Raw genomic sequence first — 16,003 nt, 5'->3', positions numbered from 1 at the left:
CGCCAGCCTCGCCGCACGCGACCAGGAACAACGCACTGCGGCCCGTACCACCCGACGCCTGCGCCGGTTGAGAACCGGCCTGTCCCTCATGATGGTGCTTGCCTTTGTCGCGGGCGCGATCGCCTGGCAACAGAGTCGGTTCAATGATCAGCGGCTCGCCGACGCCACGTCCCGTCGTGTCGCGGCTGCCGCTGAGGCCATGCGCTATGCCGACCCGCTGACAGCCATGCGGCTGAGCGTCGCGGCATGGCGCATCAGCCCGACCTTGGAGGCTAAAGCCGCGCTCGTGGGTTCGCTGACCCAACGTGAGCAGGACGTTTTCACCGGCCCCGGTGTACAGGAACATGACATGCGACGCCTCAGCTCCGACGGCCGCACCCTGATGACGGCCAGCGACGGCCAGGTGCTCATGTGGGACGTGGATAGCCGGCAACGCACCCGCACCATCCCGCTCGGGCACGACGTCTCGCCATACGATCTTTCCGCAGACGGCAGGTACCTGCTGGCGGTCGCAGGTGACACGGTGCAGTGGCAGGACACGGTCTCGGGCCGGACCACCAGCCTGCCATTGGACTTCAGCGACACCTACGCGCTGTTCACCGCGAACGATCACATCCTCAAGGTGGTGGGCGAACGCTCGGTCGGCCTGTGGGACCTGCGACAACAGCGCATGGTGTTCCAACGCCGGAGCCACAACCCCGAACGCGCCGTTCTCGACGCCAGCGGCAGGTTCATAGCGTTGTGCACGGCGTCCGGTCCCCTGGAGATATGGGATATCCAGGCATCCCGCCAGGTATGGGTCTTGCGTTCGGACACCGTCTCCCGGCCGGCCTGCGTCCGCAACGACAACGGCGCCGGCGCCGGGCGGGTTCTCCTCGACTCTCGGCGGCGGATGCTGATGGCTGTCACCAGCGCAGGGCTGCGGATGTGGAGCTGGGACTCAGGCAAGGAAGCCCCGCCCGTTGCTGACGTCACGTCGGGCTATGTCATTCCCAGCCGGGACGGTCAGTTCCTCGTCGCGGTGGACGACAACACGATCCGTGTGTGGAGAACCGCTTACCCCGACGCACCGGTGTACCGATATCCGCTGAACGGCCGGAGCGTTGGGGATGTGCAGCTGGATCCAGAACGCAAGGTGATTCGGTACATCGAGGTACAGCCCGCATCGGCCGCCCTCGTGCGCAGCATCTATCTGGGGGATGCACTGGACTCGAAGTGGCACCGTGCGCAACAGCATGCTGCCGCACCGGAGACCGGGTTAGTCGGCGGGGTCCTGACCGCTACGGCCCCCGGGCCCCCGGGCAGTGACCGCATGGCAACCGGCGACGAGGACGGCCGGGTGACCGTATGGGACCGGGCACTCAAACGACGACTGAGCATCTTCACCGGAACCGCCACGGGCAGCGCAGGAAGCAAGGAACCCGAAGCCGTGACCGAACTGACGTACTCACCCGACGGCCAGTTCCTTGCCGTCGGCGGCAGCGCCGGCACGGTGAGGCTTTGGGACGCCGCATCCAACCGGCCACTGGGATCCAGCTTCCTCACAGCGGGAGACAGCATCGATTCCCTCACCTTCGCGACCGACGGGGCCACACTCACGGTCGACGGCGGACACACCCCGCCACGCACCTATCCCATCGCCCCGGAACTCGCCTCCAAGACCATCTGCACTCGCGCGCAGGGCGGCGTGCCCCCAGCGGACTGGACATCACTCATCCGCGAAATTCCCTACCGGAAAACCTGCTGGCCAAGCACCACTTGCAGCCCGACCAGCCACCGCACGCCGCGTGCCCAGAATGAGCTCGGATCAGCACACGATTGGCATATGGACTTCAGACACAAGCACTGAGCGCTCCGCTGGGGATGCGGTTCGAAGCTGCGGGTCCGTTGTGGCTGGTCGCTCCCCCCCCACTCTCGGCTTCTCCCCCACTCTCGAATTCTCCCCCAGTGCCTTAAGGGCCTGGGGGGACCCCATGAGCGGGGGTGCCTCTATGTCTTTCGTCAAGCGAGGCGTGAGGTTCGGGGTTCGTAGAAAGTGCCGTCGCGGAGCATCGCGAACACCTCGAACATCCGTTGTTTTGCAGGGGAGTTGAGAGTCGTCTCTTCTCCCCGGCACGAACCACCGCTGAGTTGCTCCCAACCAGCCGGCCGGGAGTGCTCTGCAGGCATGAGCACGGAGGCCAGTCGGTGGCCGATGGCAGCGGACGTTCCCGAGCCGGTGCAAACGACGCCGGGCTACGTCATCACGTACGCGCAGTTCCTGGCCCACTACAGCGGTGTGCGGCCCGAACTTCTGCAGCAGGCCGTGGCCGGCGCGGTCGCGGACGGCGTGCTGGAGCGCTCCGGAGACGCGCTGTGGGCCACCGACCCGCGGTGGAGCAGGATCCCGGTGGCATACCTCCTCACCATGACCACCGTCGCCCAGGACGTCGTCCGCCGACGCGTTGCCCTCGGCGTCTACGGCCCGGGAGATCCGCTGCCTGTGGAGGAGCTGGCGGCCGATTTCGAGGTGTCCGCTGCCCGCCTCGTCGAACCTCTCGGGCCTTTTTCCCCTCTACTCACCTAGACATTCTTCGACCCCAATTGACCAGTAGGTTCTCGGGGATTCGACCACTCAGGGGGGAAACACACCCATGACCACGTATCACCACACACCGAGACGTCCCAGGCGTCTCAGACTCGTCGGTGCCGCGGTGACCGCACTCGTCCTCGCGGCGACCGGGACCGCGACACAGGCGATGGCCGCGCAGGACACCGCGCGGAAGCCACAGTCGGCCAAGACACCGCCGCCGCCCGTGCCGACGCTCACCTGGTCCGACTGCCAGGGCGGCTTCGAGTGCGCCAACGCCGACGTTCCGCTGGACTACCGGGAGCCACAGGGCCGCACGATCACGCTCGCGGTGGTCCGCAAGAAGGCGGCTGACCCGGCGAAGCGCAAGGGCACGCTCTTCATGCAGCCCGGCGGGCCCGGCAACTCCGGGGTGGACTTCGTCCGCAACAACTACGAGGACCTGCCGGCCGCGCTGCGCGATTCGTTCGACGTCTTCGGCTACGACGTCCGTGGTGTCGGCCGCAGTTCGGCGCTGACCTGCTTCGACGACGCCCGCTACACCAAGGCCGTCACCGACGCGAAGGGTGTTCCCGGCCCCGACGCCTTCGGTCCGGCGGTGCGCGAGGCAGCCGAGTTCAACCAAGCCTGCCTCGACAACTCGGGCCAACTGCTGCCGTACGTCGGCACCGAGTACGTCGCCCGTGACATCGACCTGCTCCGGCAGGCGCTCGGCGAGGAGCAACTGACCTACTACGGGCGGTCGTTCGGCTCGTACATCGGCACCGTCTACGCGGCGATGTTCCCGAAGCGGGTGCGGGCGCTGTCGCTCGACGGGGCGTACGACCCGTACAAGTACGCCAACCGTCCCTACGACTACGACAGGGCCCAGTACCTGGCGCTGGACGGCACGATGAGCCGCTTCCTCGACTGGTGCGCCGCCGACCAGGTCACCTGCGGCTTCGGCGACGGTGACCCGCGCGGGGCGTTCGAGAAGCTGAAGAGCGACCTCGACGCGAACCCGGTGCCGACCGCGAACGGCGGGCAGGCAGGCGGCTACACCCTCGTCTACCGGCTGATGTTCAACATCAACGAGGGCAAGGTCATCTGGCCCTCGCTCGGCGCGGCGCTGAAGAAGGCGCAGCTGCGGGACAACACCTCGTTCCTGCTGCGGCCGCCGTCCCCGGCCAGCTTCGACTTCCTCGGCCCGAACGTGGTCGTCGAGTGCGTCGACAAGGACTACCCGAAGAGCCTGCGCAAGCTGCAGCGGAACGTGACGGCCAACGCGAAGGACGCGCCGCTGCTGGGCCCGGCCATGGCGTACGGTCCGCCGACGTACGACCACCAGCACGCCACCGCGTGCGTGCAGTGGCCCGCCGAGAAGGTCAGCCGCTACGACGGCTCCTTCCGGGCGAGGGGTTCGGCGCCGATCCTGGTCATCGGCACCACCGGTGACCCGGACACCCCGTACCAGGACGCGGTCGCCCTCAGCCGGCAGCTGGACAACGCCTCGCTGCTGACCTTCCAGGCCGAGGGGCACACCGCCTTCGGCCGCAGCGCCTGCGCGACGGACGCGGTCGTCGGCTACCTGGTCGACCTGAAGGTGCCGGCCTCCGGCACGACCTGCGCCGACGAGACCCAACCGCCGTCCACCACACCGAAGACGGCCCCGCCCGGCACGACCCTGGGCGAACTCCGCAACGGCGTCAACGAGCACGTGGAGCGCATCGGCGACGTGAGCTGACCGGTGCGGTGAGCTGATCGGTTCCATGCCTGATCGGCCGGCACGAGCCCCGGGGCGCCCGCCCCCACACGGCGAGCGCCCCGGGGTTTCGCACGTCCTCAGCACGTCGCACGGCACGGAAAGCGCGGTTCCTCTACATGGCATGAGCTTGACTCACTCCCGGCAGTACCGCCGAGTCGTTCCGCCAGCCCCCACAACTCAGATCATCCAGGCGTACGCACCACACGGCCACCGATGCCCGCCTGGTCGACCCACGAGAACGCGTGACGCCAGGCCTCACGCCCCGAGTCCCCAGGCTGGGACCCCCGCAGGCCAGGAGTGCATCGCCCGGCTGCGGGTGAGGGAGACCGAACTTGTGACTGTGATCGTCTGTCATCCATTCTGGTCCGAGATTGAGCTGGCCGAGCGCATGGCGGCCCGCAGTCAGCTCAAGCACCGCCGCGAGCGGGTACCGGAGGAGGTCGTGTCCTAGGCTCTCCGCCTCCTCCGCCAGGGCTTGCACCGATAGCTCTCCGGCATGCCAGCGCCGCCGATTCAAGAGAAAACGCAGGTCAGTTGGGGTTGCATGGCTAACTTCCGCTGGCAATATCGTCGCTGTGCTTCCCCGAAGCCCCGCCTCCACGGCGGGGCTTCGCTCCATCTCGATGCCGAAACCCGCGTCATAGCCCCGCCGTTCGGCGCTCTCTTTGCTGTGCCATCCCTTCCGAGGAGGACTCCACGCATGTCCGTGACCCCGATCCGTTCCAACGACACCCAGTCGTCCAATGACGAGCAGCGGCGGCTGCATGTCGTCGTTGTCGATCATTTATCCAGCAGACAGCCGTTTCCCTGTGGACAGAATCCGCGGCCGGGCGCCCCACCGTTGCGGGAGGGGTTGACGGCGTAGATCAGCGGGTCTTGGGTGGAGGGTCACGTCCAGAGCAAGGGGACTGGCCATGGCGTTGCTGGAGTTCTCCGACCGGCTGCCGCAGTGTTTAAGTCGTCGGTCGTAGCCCTCTGAAGTTCTGCCAGGTCCCGGCCCTGCAATCGACCGACCTGGCGCCCCGATGATCGTCTCAGGGCCAGATCCAGAGCGACTATTAGGTCATACGTCCGTCCAGGCTCTGGCTTGGGAAAACGTCCGCGAAATCGAGCTAGCCAGGACACTCCCGCTAGGGTCCGCAGCTCCTTCTTGTGCACGATCTCCATGGTGGCCGGCTGGGGAGGATCGTCGGTCCATGGATATGTGATCCTCTCCCGCCCCCGCCGATACACCCCCATAGTCGAGACTGCCGGGCGCGCCCGGCCCCTGCGGCGAAGGAGAGAATCGCCGAGGCCAACGGCGCCTACGACCAGGTGCCGGCCATGCTGAGCGGCGCCAAGGCCTGATCCAGCAACGCACAAAATGGAGAGCCGAACGTGAAACCCACGAATGAAGACACCGTCGAAATCAGCAGGGCCCTGGCGCTGTGGGCGCACATCATGGACGACCACGAACTGGACCGTCTCGGCGAATGCCTCACCGAAGACGCGGTGTGGGACGGCAGCGTCTTCGGTGGCGACCCGGTCGTCGGGCTGGACGCGATCGCGACCTTCATGAACGCCCCGGGACACGCGAAAGCGCACCATACGACGAACATCGTCGTGTCGGAAGGCCCGGGCGACGAGGTGCGGGCCCGATCCAAAGGTCTGAGCCTGCTGGAGGGCGGCGGTGTCGCCAGCGTCGTCTACGCCGACGACCTGCGACGCACCGATGACGGCTGGCGCATTTCCCGGCGGGTCATCCATCTCACGTGGCCACATCGCTTCTAGGAGGCCGCTGATATCGCCGTTTCCGGGGCTGGGCTTGAGGCCGTCGGCGGGGTGGCCGACGGCCGGGATTGGTTGGGGTGGCGGGTTGTGGGCGTGGTGGGGTGCCTGAAGGGCCTGCTGTGGGGCTGGCCCCCGCATGCGGGGGGTGTGTGGCGCCTCGGGCCCTCAGGCGGTGGTGAGGGTCCATCCTGCGGCGTAGTCCAGGCCGCGGCTGATGAGGTTGCGCAGATTGAGGGCAGCGGTGCGGCGTTTGAGCCAGGCGTTGTTGCGGTCTGTGCCGCGGTAGCGCAGTTCGAGGCGGCGTCCGCCTCGGCTGGCGACCTGGGAGACGACGCGTTCGATGTTGGGCCGGTGCCGGCGGTAGTCCGCGCGGAGGTCTGGGTTGTTCTTCCGGTGAGGCGTCTGTTGCCTAGCGTCACGACCTGTGGCAGTTGACTGACTTTCAGGAGAGCAGAAGGCCGGTACGCGTGCTTCGCCGGCGAGCCGTCCGTTCAGGAGCTGGAGGAGTTTTTCCGGCTGGACGCGGTGGCCTTGGAACAGCCCCGGGCCAAGCGCCGGTCTCATAACCAGCTGGGCTGGGCGGCGCAGTGGGGCACCGCCCAGATGCTGGGCACCTTCTTGTCGGCGCCGGCCGACGTACCGCCAGGGGTGGCGGCGCTCGTCGCGGAGCAGCTGGAGACGGGGGCGAGACACGAGGGCCTCTCACGGGTCACCGAGTCGGCCCCGGTACCTCCTCACATGGAAATTGCGCGGTTCAGGCGGACAAGATATTCCGCGTCCGGTTGCACGCCGGCCCCGAAGCGTTCCTGGACCACGGCGAGCCCGAGGTCGCGCCGCTTCGGTGATCGCGCCGCGTCGGCCGTCGCCAGTGCATCCGGCAGCTCCTGACGGGTGAGATCCGTGCAGTAGGCGGGTGTGCCGGGCTGCTGCCGCCACGATTCCGCGAGCGGCCCCGCATCAAAAGCGTCGAACCCGGTGTCCTCAACGAGTGCCATTGCCAGGTCACGCTCTCGCGGACTGTCGGCCGCGACGGGGAGCGAGATGCGGTCCGCACTTCCCGCCGGCTTGTTCCTGTGCGCGAACGACTCGGCTCCGATCGAGTTCCACGCCTTGGCGATGGGCCGGCCCAGCTGCTTGGCAGCCCACACGCTCTCGGCCTGGCCGGCCCCGATCGCCGCGATCCCGTTGTCCCGATGCGGGAAGTAGTTCGACGTGTCGATGACAACCGTGTCAGCCGGCACCTTGGCAATCAGTGGTGCGACCTGCGGAATGCGGTCGAAGGGAATGGAGAGGATCACGGCGTCGACGTCCACTACGGCTTCCGCCGCTGTCACCGCTCGTCCGCCCGAGGCCAGCACGTCCGCCTCGATCGTCTCCGGGCCGCGCGAATTGGCCGCCTTCACCTCGTGCCCGGCCGCGCTCAACCGCCTGGTCAGCGTCTTGCCGATGTTCCCGATGCCGAGAATGCCGATCTTCATGGTGAAACTCCTTGTCCGGAACGGAACCCCGGTGTCGATGACCGGGGTTCCGGGGCTTGGTCCCTGCGGCGCGACCGGGGCTGCGGCGGACCGCGGACGCGGTGGTGCAAGTGGGTGATGGCGGCCTTGCCGAAGTGAGCGCCGTTCTTCGTGTTCGTCGTGTGTGTTCGCGGCGTGCCGACGCTGCCGCTCTCGTGCCGTTGCGTGCACGAGAGCCGCGTCGGGTGACTCAGCGGTGGGCGGCGCGGTTCATCTCGACGACGTCGTCGACGGTGGGATTGGCACCGAGGGCGGCGAAGCGTTCCGGGAGGCTGTCGCGGATGGCCGCGTCCTTGACGCGGTCGGCCGCGGCCAGAGCCGCCGGCAGCTCGTCGAGGGTCAGTTCGGTGCAGTAGGCGGGGCCGTTGGGCTGCTGGCGCCAGGAGTCGGCCAGGGTGCCGGCGTCGTAGGGGTCGAAGCCGGTGTCGTCCACCAGGCTCATGGCCACCTTCCGCGCCTCCTCGGAGTCGCCGGCGACGGGGATGGCGAGGCGGCCGGGCGTTCCGGCCGGAACACCCTTGGTCCGCTGGGTCTCGGCCAACGCGGCGTTCCACGCCTTGACCACGGGGCGGCCGAGCAGCTCGGCGGTGTACACGCTCTCCACCTGGCCGTTGTCCACCGCCTCGATCGGCTCGCTGAGCATGCCGGGGTAGTAGTTCGAGGTGTCGATGACCACCGTCTCGGCGGGGACCGACGCGAACAGGTCCGCCAGCTTCCCCGCCACCCCGAAGGGAATGGCCAGGACGATGACGTCCCGGCCCTGGACGGCGGCGTCGGAGAGGTCCGCCGTGCGGGCCCCTGACTCCAGCACCTCCGCCCGGACGGCCTCGGGGCCGCGGGCGTCGGCCACCTGGACGTCGTGACCGGCCGTGCTGAGCTTGGCGGCGAGGTTCCCGCCGATGGCGCCGGCGCCTATGACAGTAATTTTCATGATTTGTTCCTTGAGAGGTTGTGCCGCCCCTGGGGGCAGCGCGATGTGATGGCTGGGGGGGTGGTGCCGCCTGGCGTTGCGGGGGCGGGGTGTCGGGCGGTTTACGCCTGGGTGTGCTGCTGGCGGTAGCCGCTCGCGATGAGTGTGCGGAGCCGGTCGAGTGACTCCTCCTCGGTACCGGTGCCCTTGATCCAGGCAACGGAACAGGCCGCGAGGAACAGGTCGTGCCCCCGCACCGACGCGCGCACGCGCCCCGTGAGCTGCGCGGCTCGCACGTACTGATCGGTGGCGGTGATGAGGATGTCGCAGGGAATGGTGAGCGGGTTGTCCGGCTCCTGCGCCCGGGCCGCGGCCATGAGCGGGTCCGGCAGCCCGCTGAAGGCGCTGAAGTACTCCTCCATCGCGCGCAGCCACTGCTCCAGCGCCTCGGCGGGGTCGCCGAGCTGATCGATGTCCGCCCGGCGGGCCACCAGCTCCTCGGAGCGCGTCTGCAGCACGGCCGCCAGCAGCGCTTCCCGGGTGGGGAAGTGCCGGTACAGGGTGCCGGGCCCGACGCCCGCCTCCTTGGCCACCGCCTCAAGGGAGGTGCCGACCCCGTGCTGCAGGAAGTGACGCTGCGCGGTCTCCAGGAGGGCCGCGCGGTTGCGCTGAACGTCCGCGCGGGGCTTGCGTCCCCGCTGTTCACCGGCGCTCATGCGCCCTCCTGCCTGCCGTGATCGTGCGGCCGCATCAAAACGGATGCTGCCTCCGTACGCATTCGAGAGTAAAACGGAGGCGGCATCCGGTCAAATGGGCGGCCCGACCACGGAGCCCGGACAGCACAGGGGGCCGACAAGCCTGGCCGCAGAGCGCAGGGCAAAGCCGTACGGAGGTGGGTGGACGCGGTGCCGCGCTGCCGGTCCCCGACGACTTCCGGCGTCCTGGACCGTGGCCCGCATGCATCACCGGTGCCCCTGACAGGGTTGCCCCGGGGACGCCCGTAGGCATAGATGCCGGGATAGGCAGGATTGTGCAGCAGGGTCATCAGGGGGTGAGCTGTTGGTGTCCTATGACGGAGAGCAGTTCGAGCTTGCTGTGGCTCTCCGTGCCGGGGCGAGTGGTCAGCACCACCAGAGTCTGGGCGCGGTACTCGGTGTACAGGACCTGGGCGTCGACGTCGATGCGGCCGAGTTCGGGATGGAGGACGGTCTTGCAGTCGTCGTAGCGTTGGGCGACCTCCTGAAGTTCCCACATGCGGACGAACTCGGGGCTGTGTTCCTGGAGTTCGGCGAGGATCTGGGCGGCTCGGGGGGTGTCGTTGCCGGATGTCAGCGCAGCCCGCAGGCGTGCCGCCTGGGCGCGGCCGTGGCGTTCGTGACTCTCCTCGGGAACCATCAGACGCTCGGCCGGGTCCATGAACCAGCGGTAGTAGCCACTGCGGGCCAGACCGGTGTAACGGGTCAGGTCGCCGAGCAGCGCGACGGCCAGCGGGTTCATCGCGAGGGTGTCGACCAGGTCGGTTTGCACCAGGGCCGGGGAGTCGTCCAGGCGGTCCAGGACCCGCATCAGCGTTGGGCAGACATGTTCGGAGGGGCGGTGGAAGCGGGCCGGGGCGTTGTGGCCGATGAGGACGAAGAGATGGTCGCGTTCGTCCAGGGTCAGCCGCAGTGCCCGGGCGAGAGCCGTGGTGATCTGGACGGAGGGCTGCGGAGCACGCTGCTGTTCCAGCCGGGCGTAGTAGTCGGTGGACATGCCGGCGAGCTGGGCGACCTCCTCGCGGCGCAGTCCCTGCGTACGCCTGCGCGGCCCCTCGACCAGCCCGACGTCGCGGGGGCGCAGCGTCTCACGCCGGTGACGCAGGAATTCCGCCAGTTCCTTCTTGTCCATGCCCCCATCCTCGCCGCATCCCGCCCGGCTATCCAGAGACCGCCGATCCCTGGCTGAGCAGTCCTCTCCCGCCCACGCGAAGCCGCTCGTACGGCCGACGCCGAGGGCGCTCGCAGCGAGACGTCCCGATGGTGACCTGACCTGCATGACCCGCTGGGGAATGCGCCGGCTGTCGGCGGTGCGCCGCAGACCGTCGGCATGGAAGACGGCCTGCGGCGACGGTCCCCCGTCGAGGACACCCAACGCTTTGACCGGCCCCGGGCCTCATCGCCCGGCCCGTCTGACACGCCGATGTTCGCCGTGTCAGACGGGCCCTCGCGTGCCCCTCGGCGCTCAGGACGGAGCCGGTCGCCTCCAGTGCGACGACCGGGGCGAAGCCGAAGGCGCTTCCTGACCGTTCCGCGTCTTCGGTGAGGACCTCCCCCAGGCGGGTCCAGCTCGCGTTCGCCCATGATGTGGCCCCACAGGGCCCGCCCGCGTGCTGTTGTTCCGCGTCGTCATGACAGGTCGGTCAACTGCCGCTGATCATGGCGAGGACGTCGTCGTAGGAGCCGCTGGCCACCGCGTCGCGGATGAACCTGGCGCGCTCGACGACAAGCTCCTTCGCGTCGGGCTGCTCGCGCAGCAGGCCGAGGGCCTCGGTGAGGAAGTCGTCCAACGGCATGGACTGGTCGCTGTCCTGCTGGCCCATCAGGGTCGTGCGCACGCCCGGCGGGACCACCTCGATCACCTGGACGCCGACGTCAGCGCCGGCGAGCTGGATGCGCAGGCTCTCGGAGAAGGAGTGCAGCGCGGCCTTGGTCGCGCTGTAGGCCGGCGTGATCGGGAACGGTACGAACGCCAACGCCGAGGTGACATTCATGACGACCGCGTCGTCCTTGCCCACCAGCAGCGGCAGGAACGCATACGTCATCCGGATCGTGCCGAGCAGGTTGACCGTGACGTGGTCCTCGGCGACCTGGAGTCCGGCCGGGTCGAGGAGGTTCTCCCGCAGCATGATGCCGGCGTTGTTGACCAGGACGTTCAGCTCCGGGTGACTCGCCGCCACGGTCTCACGGGCCCGGGCGATCGAGTCGGGGTCCGCGACATCGAGGACGAGTGCGTCGATGCCCGGGTGCTCGGCCGTGATCTCGTCGAGGAGTTCCTTGCGCCGGCCGGCGACGATCACCTTGTTGCCGGCCTCGTGCAGACGCAGGGCCAGGCCGAGCCCGATGCCCGAGGTCCCGCCGGTGATCAGGATCGTGTTGCCGGTCATCTTCATGGGGTCTTGCTCCTTCGGTACGGCGGGCCGGTGAGCGCCCGCAGCCTCGACCGTAGGAGCGCCCGCGCGGGGGCGGGAGAGGAAGGTTTATCCATGGACCGGCGGTCCCTGGCTGAGCCGTAGAAGACGCGACGGCCGGTCAGCGCCTCCAGACCGGGCGCAGCGAGCCGCCGGTAGGAGACCCCAGTGGCCAGGATCACAGTCTGTGTGGTGACGGCGGATCCGTCGTTGAACCGCAGCACCCGCGCGGACGCGGGGCCGGCTCCAGCGTCCGCGAGCCTCCGCAGCAGCACTGCTCCCGTGTGCCCAACCAGCGTCTTCCCATCGGCCGCCACCGACAGCCCAAGGCCCCACCCGGTACCGGCTGACCACCAGACGGCCCTGCGGTCTTCCCTCCAGCCCGATGCCGGTGGTGGCCCGGACGACGGTCGGCACCGTGCTCCGGTTGTGGACCTCGCTGCACGGCATACGCGGATGAGCACCGTTTGGTCACCGATGAGAAAGCGGTCGTAGGGCTGCTGGAAAACAACGCGGGCTGCTGGGCCGCGTGCCCTGTACCCCGAGTCGGCGCGACGAAGAGATAACGAGCGCGTCCGTCGACTGTGCAGCACCCACCCACGGTCGCTCCGTCGGTCCGTCGGCCCGTACGCGAGGGTCCATGTGCGGATCTCAGTCGCCTGGTGGTCGTTCGGCGGTCAGCGGCTCGGCTCGTAGGTGAGTTGCTTGACCTGCCTCAGGATCAGGGCGGTTTCCACGGCCTGCACGCCGTCGAGGCCTCCGATCTTCTCGCTCAGGTATGTGTAGAGCTCGCCCGTGCTCGGGCTGGCGACGGAGGCGACGAGGTTGGCCTGGCCAGTGGTGGCGGCGGCGAAGCGGACCTCGTGGTGTTCTGCCAGCTTCCGTCCGGCGGCATCGAGTGCGGAGGGGGCGACGGTGAGCCAGAGCATCGCGCCGATGCCGTGTCCGAGGGACTCGCTGTCATATTCCACGTCGAAGTAGAGGATGCCCGTGGAGCGCAGACGCTCCAGGCGCCGCTTGACAGCGGACTCCGACTGGCCGGTGCTGGTCTGCAGCTCGCTGAAGGTTGCCCGGCCGTCGCGCCGCAACACGGCGAGCAGCGCCTCGTCCGCTCCTTCGAGAGCGATGGGGGTGGCTACCGGCTCACTGTACGGGGGACGCAGTGCCGCCTCCTGGTCGGGTTCGAGCGCTTGAGTTTTGTCAAGCCCCCCGAGGGGACCGCCGTAGAAGGTGTGCAGCAGGCAGTGGGCGCTGACCGAAATGACCTGAGGCGTGCGTTGCAGGCGGTCGAAAAGCAGTTCGTCGCGGGCCTGTCGGCTGCGTGGTTTCATGGCGCACTGCACTTCGGTGCCGCCGGAGACGAGATCGATGTACGAGGTGTCGGGGCGCCGGGCCAGCGCGCTGGCGAGTTGTTCGGCCACGTCGGGAGTGCAGCGCAGCCGAACGATCCAGCTCTGGCGGCCCAGCAGGCTCTCGTTGGTCATGCCGACGATCCTGAGTCCGGCGGTGGTGTGCAGTTTGCGGAAGCGGCGGGCGATGGTCTGGTCGGACACTCCGAGGATCTCGGCGATACGGCCGAACGGCGCCCGCCCGTCCACCTGGAGCGCGTGCAGCAGCTTCAGATCAAGCGCGTCGGGCGAAGGGGACTGCATCGATGGCTCCTGTTTCGAGCGGGTTTTGTTCACGTCATGTCGTACGACAGCGCCGTGTGGCCTGGGACCGGAAGGGTCCGGTCCCAGGCCACTGAGCGGCGCCGTGCCCGTCCCCACGGACGGCGCCTGTACCAGCGCGGTGACTATCCGCTCCTGAGCCGTGCCGGTACGTCGGGTGTCACCTCGGTGCAGGACCGGCGCTCACCGAGGGACGGCGGCTGACTGCGGCCGGGCTGCCGTCCGAGTGTCGGCGGTGGGCAGGTGGGGGGTGCGAGGCCCTTGGACGGAGGCAGCCGGGCCTGCGGCAGGTGGGGCCGACTGCTGTGGCCGACGCAGCAGGACGAATCCCACCGCGGCTGCCAGCAGGGCCAGGACGGCCGCGACGACCAGGCAGAGCTGAAGACCGTCGACGAATGCCTGCGACAGGGCGCCGAGGACGCGCGGGGTGTCCGCGCCCATGCGGAGCCCGCCGACCGCACTCAGTCCGCCCGCGTCCGCGGCCTCGGTGACGCGCCGGACCGTCGCCCCGCCCAACCCCGCGGCGGTGAGATGTCCGGGCAGAGCGTCCACGGCCCGAGTGGACAGCAGCGCGCCCAGGACAGCGGGGCCGAGGGCGGCGCCGACCTGACGGAAGGCGCTGTTGGCGGCAGCGGCCATACTGGCCTGGTGGAACGGCACCGAACTGACGGCGGTGGCGGTCATCGGGGTGATGACGAAAGCCATGCCCAGGCCGAGCAGGACCAGCCGCCAGGCCAGTGAACCGAACGAGGTGTTGGCGCCGATCGTGGTCAGTGACAGCAGCGCGACCACCGAGACCAGCAGCCCGCCGGGAATCAGCACCCGAGGAGACACCCGGTGCACCAGGCGCCCCATGGGGGCACCGAGGACCAGCGGCACTATGGACACCATCAGCAGCCGCCAGGCCGATTCGAGGGTGCTGAGCTGCTGGACCATGCCGAAGTAGAGGCTGAGGGCGAAGAAGGACCCGATGAGCCCGAGAAAGCTGATCATGGCGATCAGTGTGGTAGCGGTGAAGGAGGGGCTGCGGAACAGTGTCAGGTCCAGCATCGGGCTGGAGCTGCGCCGCTCCACCAGGACGAAGGCGACCGAGGCGACTACGGCGGTGGACAGGGCAAGCATCACCTTGGCGTCGGTGAAGGAGCCGGCGCCGCCCTCGATGATCCCGTAGACCAGAGCGGTGATGGCCGGCGCGGCGGTGAGCTGGCCGGGCCAGTCCAGTCGGCGCGTGCCCGGGGCACGGGAGTCGGTGAGCAGCTTCGCCGCGACGGCCAGCGCGAGCAGCGAGGCGGGGACGGGCAGCAGGTAGATCCAGCGCCACGCGAAGTGGTCGAGGATCACGCCCGCGATGACGGGGCCGAGTGCGAGGGCGGCCATCAGGGACGTCGCCCACAGCCCGATGAACTTCCCGCGTTCGCGCGGGTCGGGGACGGCGTGGCTGATCAGGGCCAGGGACGTGGGCAGCAACGCGGCCGAGCCCAGACCGGCGAAGGCCTGCCCGGCCCAAACGACCTCGATCGACTGGGCGCACAGTGCGATCAGGGCACCCAGACCGCAGAAGGCCAGGCCCGCCTGGAAGACCTTCTTGCGGCCGTGCACGTCACCGAAGACGCCCGCGGTGAGGATGAGCGCGGCCATGGGCAGCACGAACGCGACACTCACCCAGGACAGCTGCGAGGTCGATGTGTCCAGCGCCCGCTGAATGGCGGGCAGGCTCGCCGAGACGGTGCTCACCGGCAGATAGGCGACGAACACGCCGACGCAGGCCATGACGAGTGTGGGCACCCGCCGGTCCTGCGGCGCGTTCGCCGTGGTCGTGACGTTCACGAAAGACTCTCTCCCTTAGGTGCCAGGCGCTGTGGTCGGCCGGCTTCCGCCGCAACGTTCCGCCCCGCCGGGAAGCCGAAGCCAGCCACGACCGCCGGACCCCGGAAAACCGACATCCGAGCCTTCGTTCCGGAGAAAGTCCGACAGCCGGATCGTCGTCGACGGTGAGGATCACCGGTTCGGGAACGGGGCTCCTCCTGGGCAGCCGTCACAGGATGGGCTCGTCGATGTAGCACCAGCGCCGGTCCTCGCCGGACGCGAAGGACCGGATCACCGGATGGACGGATGGACGGTCCCGCTGAAGTGAGCCGTGGCGTGTTTGCCGGGTGAGCAGTCGCATCACCCGACGTGCCCGAAGGTCTGACAGAGCCGCAGGTGCAGCCGTCTCGGCCGCGCTGGGCGGGCCCGGGGACGGCGCCGGCGAGGGCGAAGGTCGTCATGATCAGTCCTTGTGTGGGAGGAGGCGGTTGCGTCCCGGAGGGCGTGCCCGGTCACGGCGTCAGTAGCGGGCGTTGAGGGCACGACGCTCGTCGACTGCCTGGTGACCCGGCCGGTGGATCGGGCCCGTGCCCAGGGTCAGGGACAGGCCCGTGCCCTGGTTGGCGTGGGCGATGATCTCCGCAGTGATGGAGATCGCCGTCTCCTCAGGCGTGCGCGCACCCAGGTCGAGACCGATCGGGGAGCGCAGCCGGGCCAACTGGTCTTGTGTGACGCCGACTTCGTACAGGAGGCGCAGGCGTTCGTCGTGGGTGCGGCGGGAGCCCATCGCGCCGACGTAGCCGACGGGCAGGGAGAGTGCCAGCCGCAGCAGGGGGATGTCGAACTTGGCG

Annotated in this window: 13 protein-coding genes and 1 pseudogene; 5 read left to right on the top strand and 9 right to left on the bottom strand. The window is 68.9% G+C overall.

The features are described from left to right. The 4 genes from OP79_RS46025 to OP79_RS46005 form a co-directional block, all read left to right on the top strand. On the top strand, positions 1-1,849 hold a 1,849-nt coding region (locus OP79_RS46025), incomplete at its 5' end, for a WD40 repeat domain-containing protein (protein ID WP_169786260.1). A gap of 318 nt (positions 1,850-2,167) precedes the next feature. Further along, positions 2,168-2,566: a helix-turn-helix domain-containing protein gene (locus tag OP79_RS46020; protein WP_106972655.1), complete on the top strand. Its 399-nt coding sequence runs from the start codon at positions 2,168-2,170 to the stop codon at positions 2,564-2,566. Between the two features lie 67 nt (positions 2,567-2,633). Then, positions 2,634-4,292, top strand: coding sequence for an alpha/beta hydrolase (locus tag OP79_RS46015; protein ID WP_033329168.1), 1,659 nt, complete (start codon positions 2,634-2,636; stop codon positions 4,290-4,292). A gap of 1,398 nt (positions 4,293-5,690) precedes the next feature. Beyond that, a complete protein-coding gene (locus OP79_RS46005) occupies positions 5,691-6,083 on the top strand; it encodes a nuclear transport factor 2 family protein (protein WP_033329167.1) in 393 nt (130 codons plus the stop codon). Positions 6,084-6,248: 165 nt separating this feature from the next. Here OP79_RS46005 and OP79_RS54760 read toward each other — a convergent pair whose 3' ends face one another. Continuing rightward, the gene (locus tag OP79_RS54760) at positions 6,249-6,647 is read right to left on the bottom strand and encodes a transposase (protein ID WP_033329166.1); all 399 of its coding nucleotides are present in this window, start codon (positions 6,645-6,647) and stop codon (positions 6,249-6,251) included. Here OP79_RS54760 and OP79_RS58770 point away from each other — a divergent pair. Then, positions 6,600-6,710 (top strand): annotated as a pseudogene (locus OP79_RS58770) (hypothetical protein); the annotation flags it as partial. The gene OP79_RS54760 and the pseudogene OP79_RS58770 sit on opposite strands and share 48 nt — an antisense overlap. 107 nt (positions 6,711-6,817) lie before the next feature. Here OP79_RS58770 and OP79_RS45995 read toward each other — a convergent pair. The 8 genes from OP79_RS45995 to OP79_RS45955 form a co-directional block, all read right to left on the bottom strand. Further along, on the bottom strand, positions 6,818-7,561 hold the full coding sequence (locus OP79_RS45995) for an NADPH-dependent F420 reductase (protein ID WP_033329165.1): 744 nt from the start codon (positions 7,559-7,561) through the stop codon (positions 6,818-6,820). A 229-nt stretch (positions 7,562-7,790) separates the two neighbouring features. Continuing rightward, positions 7,791-8,531, bottom strand: a complete 741-nt coding sequence (locus tag OP79_RS45990) for an NADPH-dependent F420 reductase (protein ID WP_033329164.1) — start codon at positions 8,529-8,531, stop codon at positions 7,791-7,793. Between the two features lie 101 nt (positions 8,532-8,632). Then, positions 8,633-9,226 (bottom strand): TetR/AcrR family transcriptional regulator, encoded by a 594-nt coding sequence (locus OP79_RS45985; protein ID WP_033329163.1) that lies wholly within the window; start codon positions 9,224-9,226, stop codon positions 8,633-8,635. 328 nt (positions 9,227-9,554) lie between these two features. Then, positions 9,555-10,397: a helix-turn-helix transcriptional regulator gene (locus tag OP79_RS45980; protein ID WP_033329162.1), complete on the bottom strand. Its 843-nt coding sequence runs from the start codon at positions 10,395-10,397 to the stop codon at positions 9,555-9,557. Between the two features lie 511 nt (positions 10,398-10,908). Then, positions 10,909-11,658: an SDR family oxidoreductase gene (locus OP79_RS45975; protein ID WP_033329161.1), complete on the bottom strand. Its 750-nt coding sequence runs from the start codon at positions 11,656-11,658 to the stop codon at positions 10,909-10,911. A 695-nt stretch (positions 11,659-12,353) separates the two neighbouring features. Next, positions 12,354-13,328 carry an Lrp/AsnC family transcriptional regulator gene (locus OP79_RS45970; RefSeq protein ID WP_033329160.1) on the bottom strand — a complete coding sequence of 325 codons (975 nt, stop codon included), beginning with the start codon at positions 13,326-13,328 and terminating at the stop codon, positions 12,354-12,356. 201 nt (positions 13,329-13,529) lie between these two features. Beyond that, positions 13,530-15,173, bottom strand: a complete 1,644-nt coding sequence (locus tag OP79_RS45965) for an MFS transporter (protein WP_211271009.1) — start codon at positions 15,171-15,173, stop codon at positions 13,530-13,532. Between the two features lie 499 nt (positions 15,174-15,672). Beyond that, positions 15,673-16,003: XdhC family protein (locus OP79_RS45955; RefSeq protein ID WP_033329158.1), on the bottom strand; the 331-nt coding region annotated here is incomplete at its 5' end.

Origin of the sequence: Streptomyces yerevanensis (assembly GCF_000716805.1) — a bacterium.
Taxonomy (GTDB): domain Bacteria; phylum Actinomycetota; class Actinomycetes; order Streptomycetales; family Streptomycetaceae; genus Streptomyces; species Streptomyces flaveus.
Note: the sequence above shows the minus strand (reverse complement) of the source record. Positions and strands in the feature narration are given on the sequence as shown.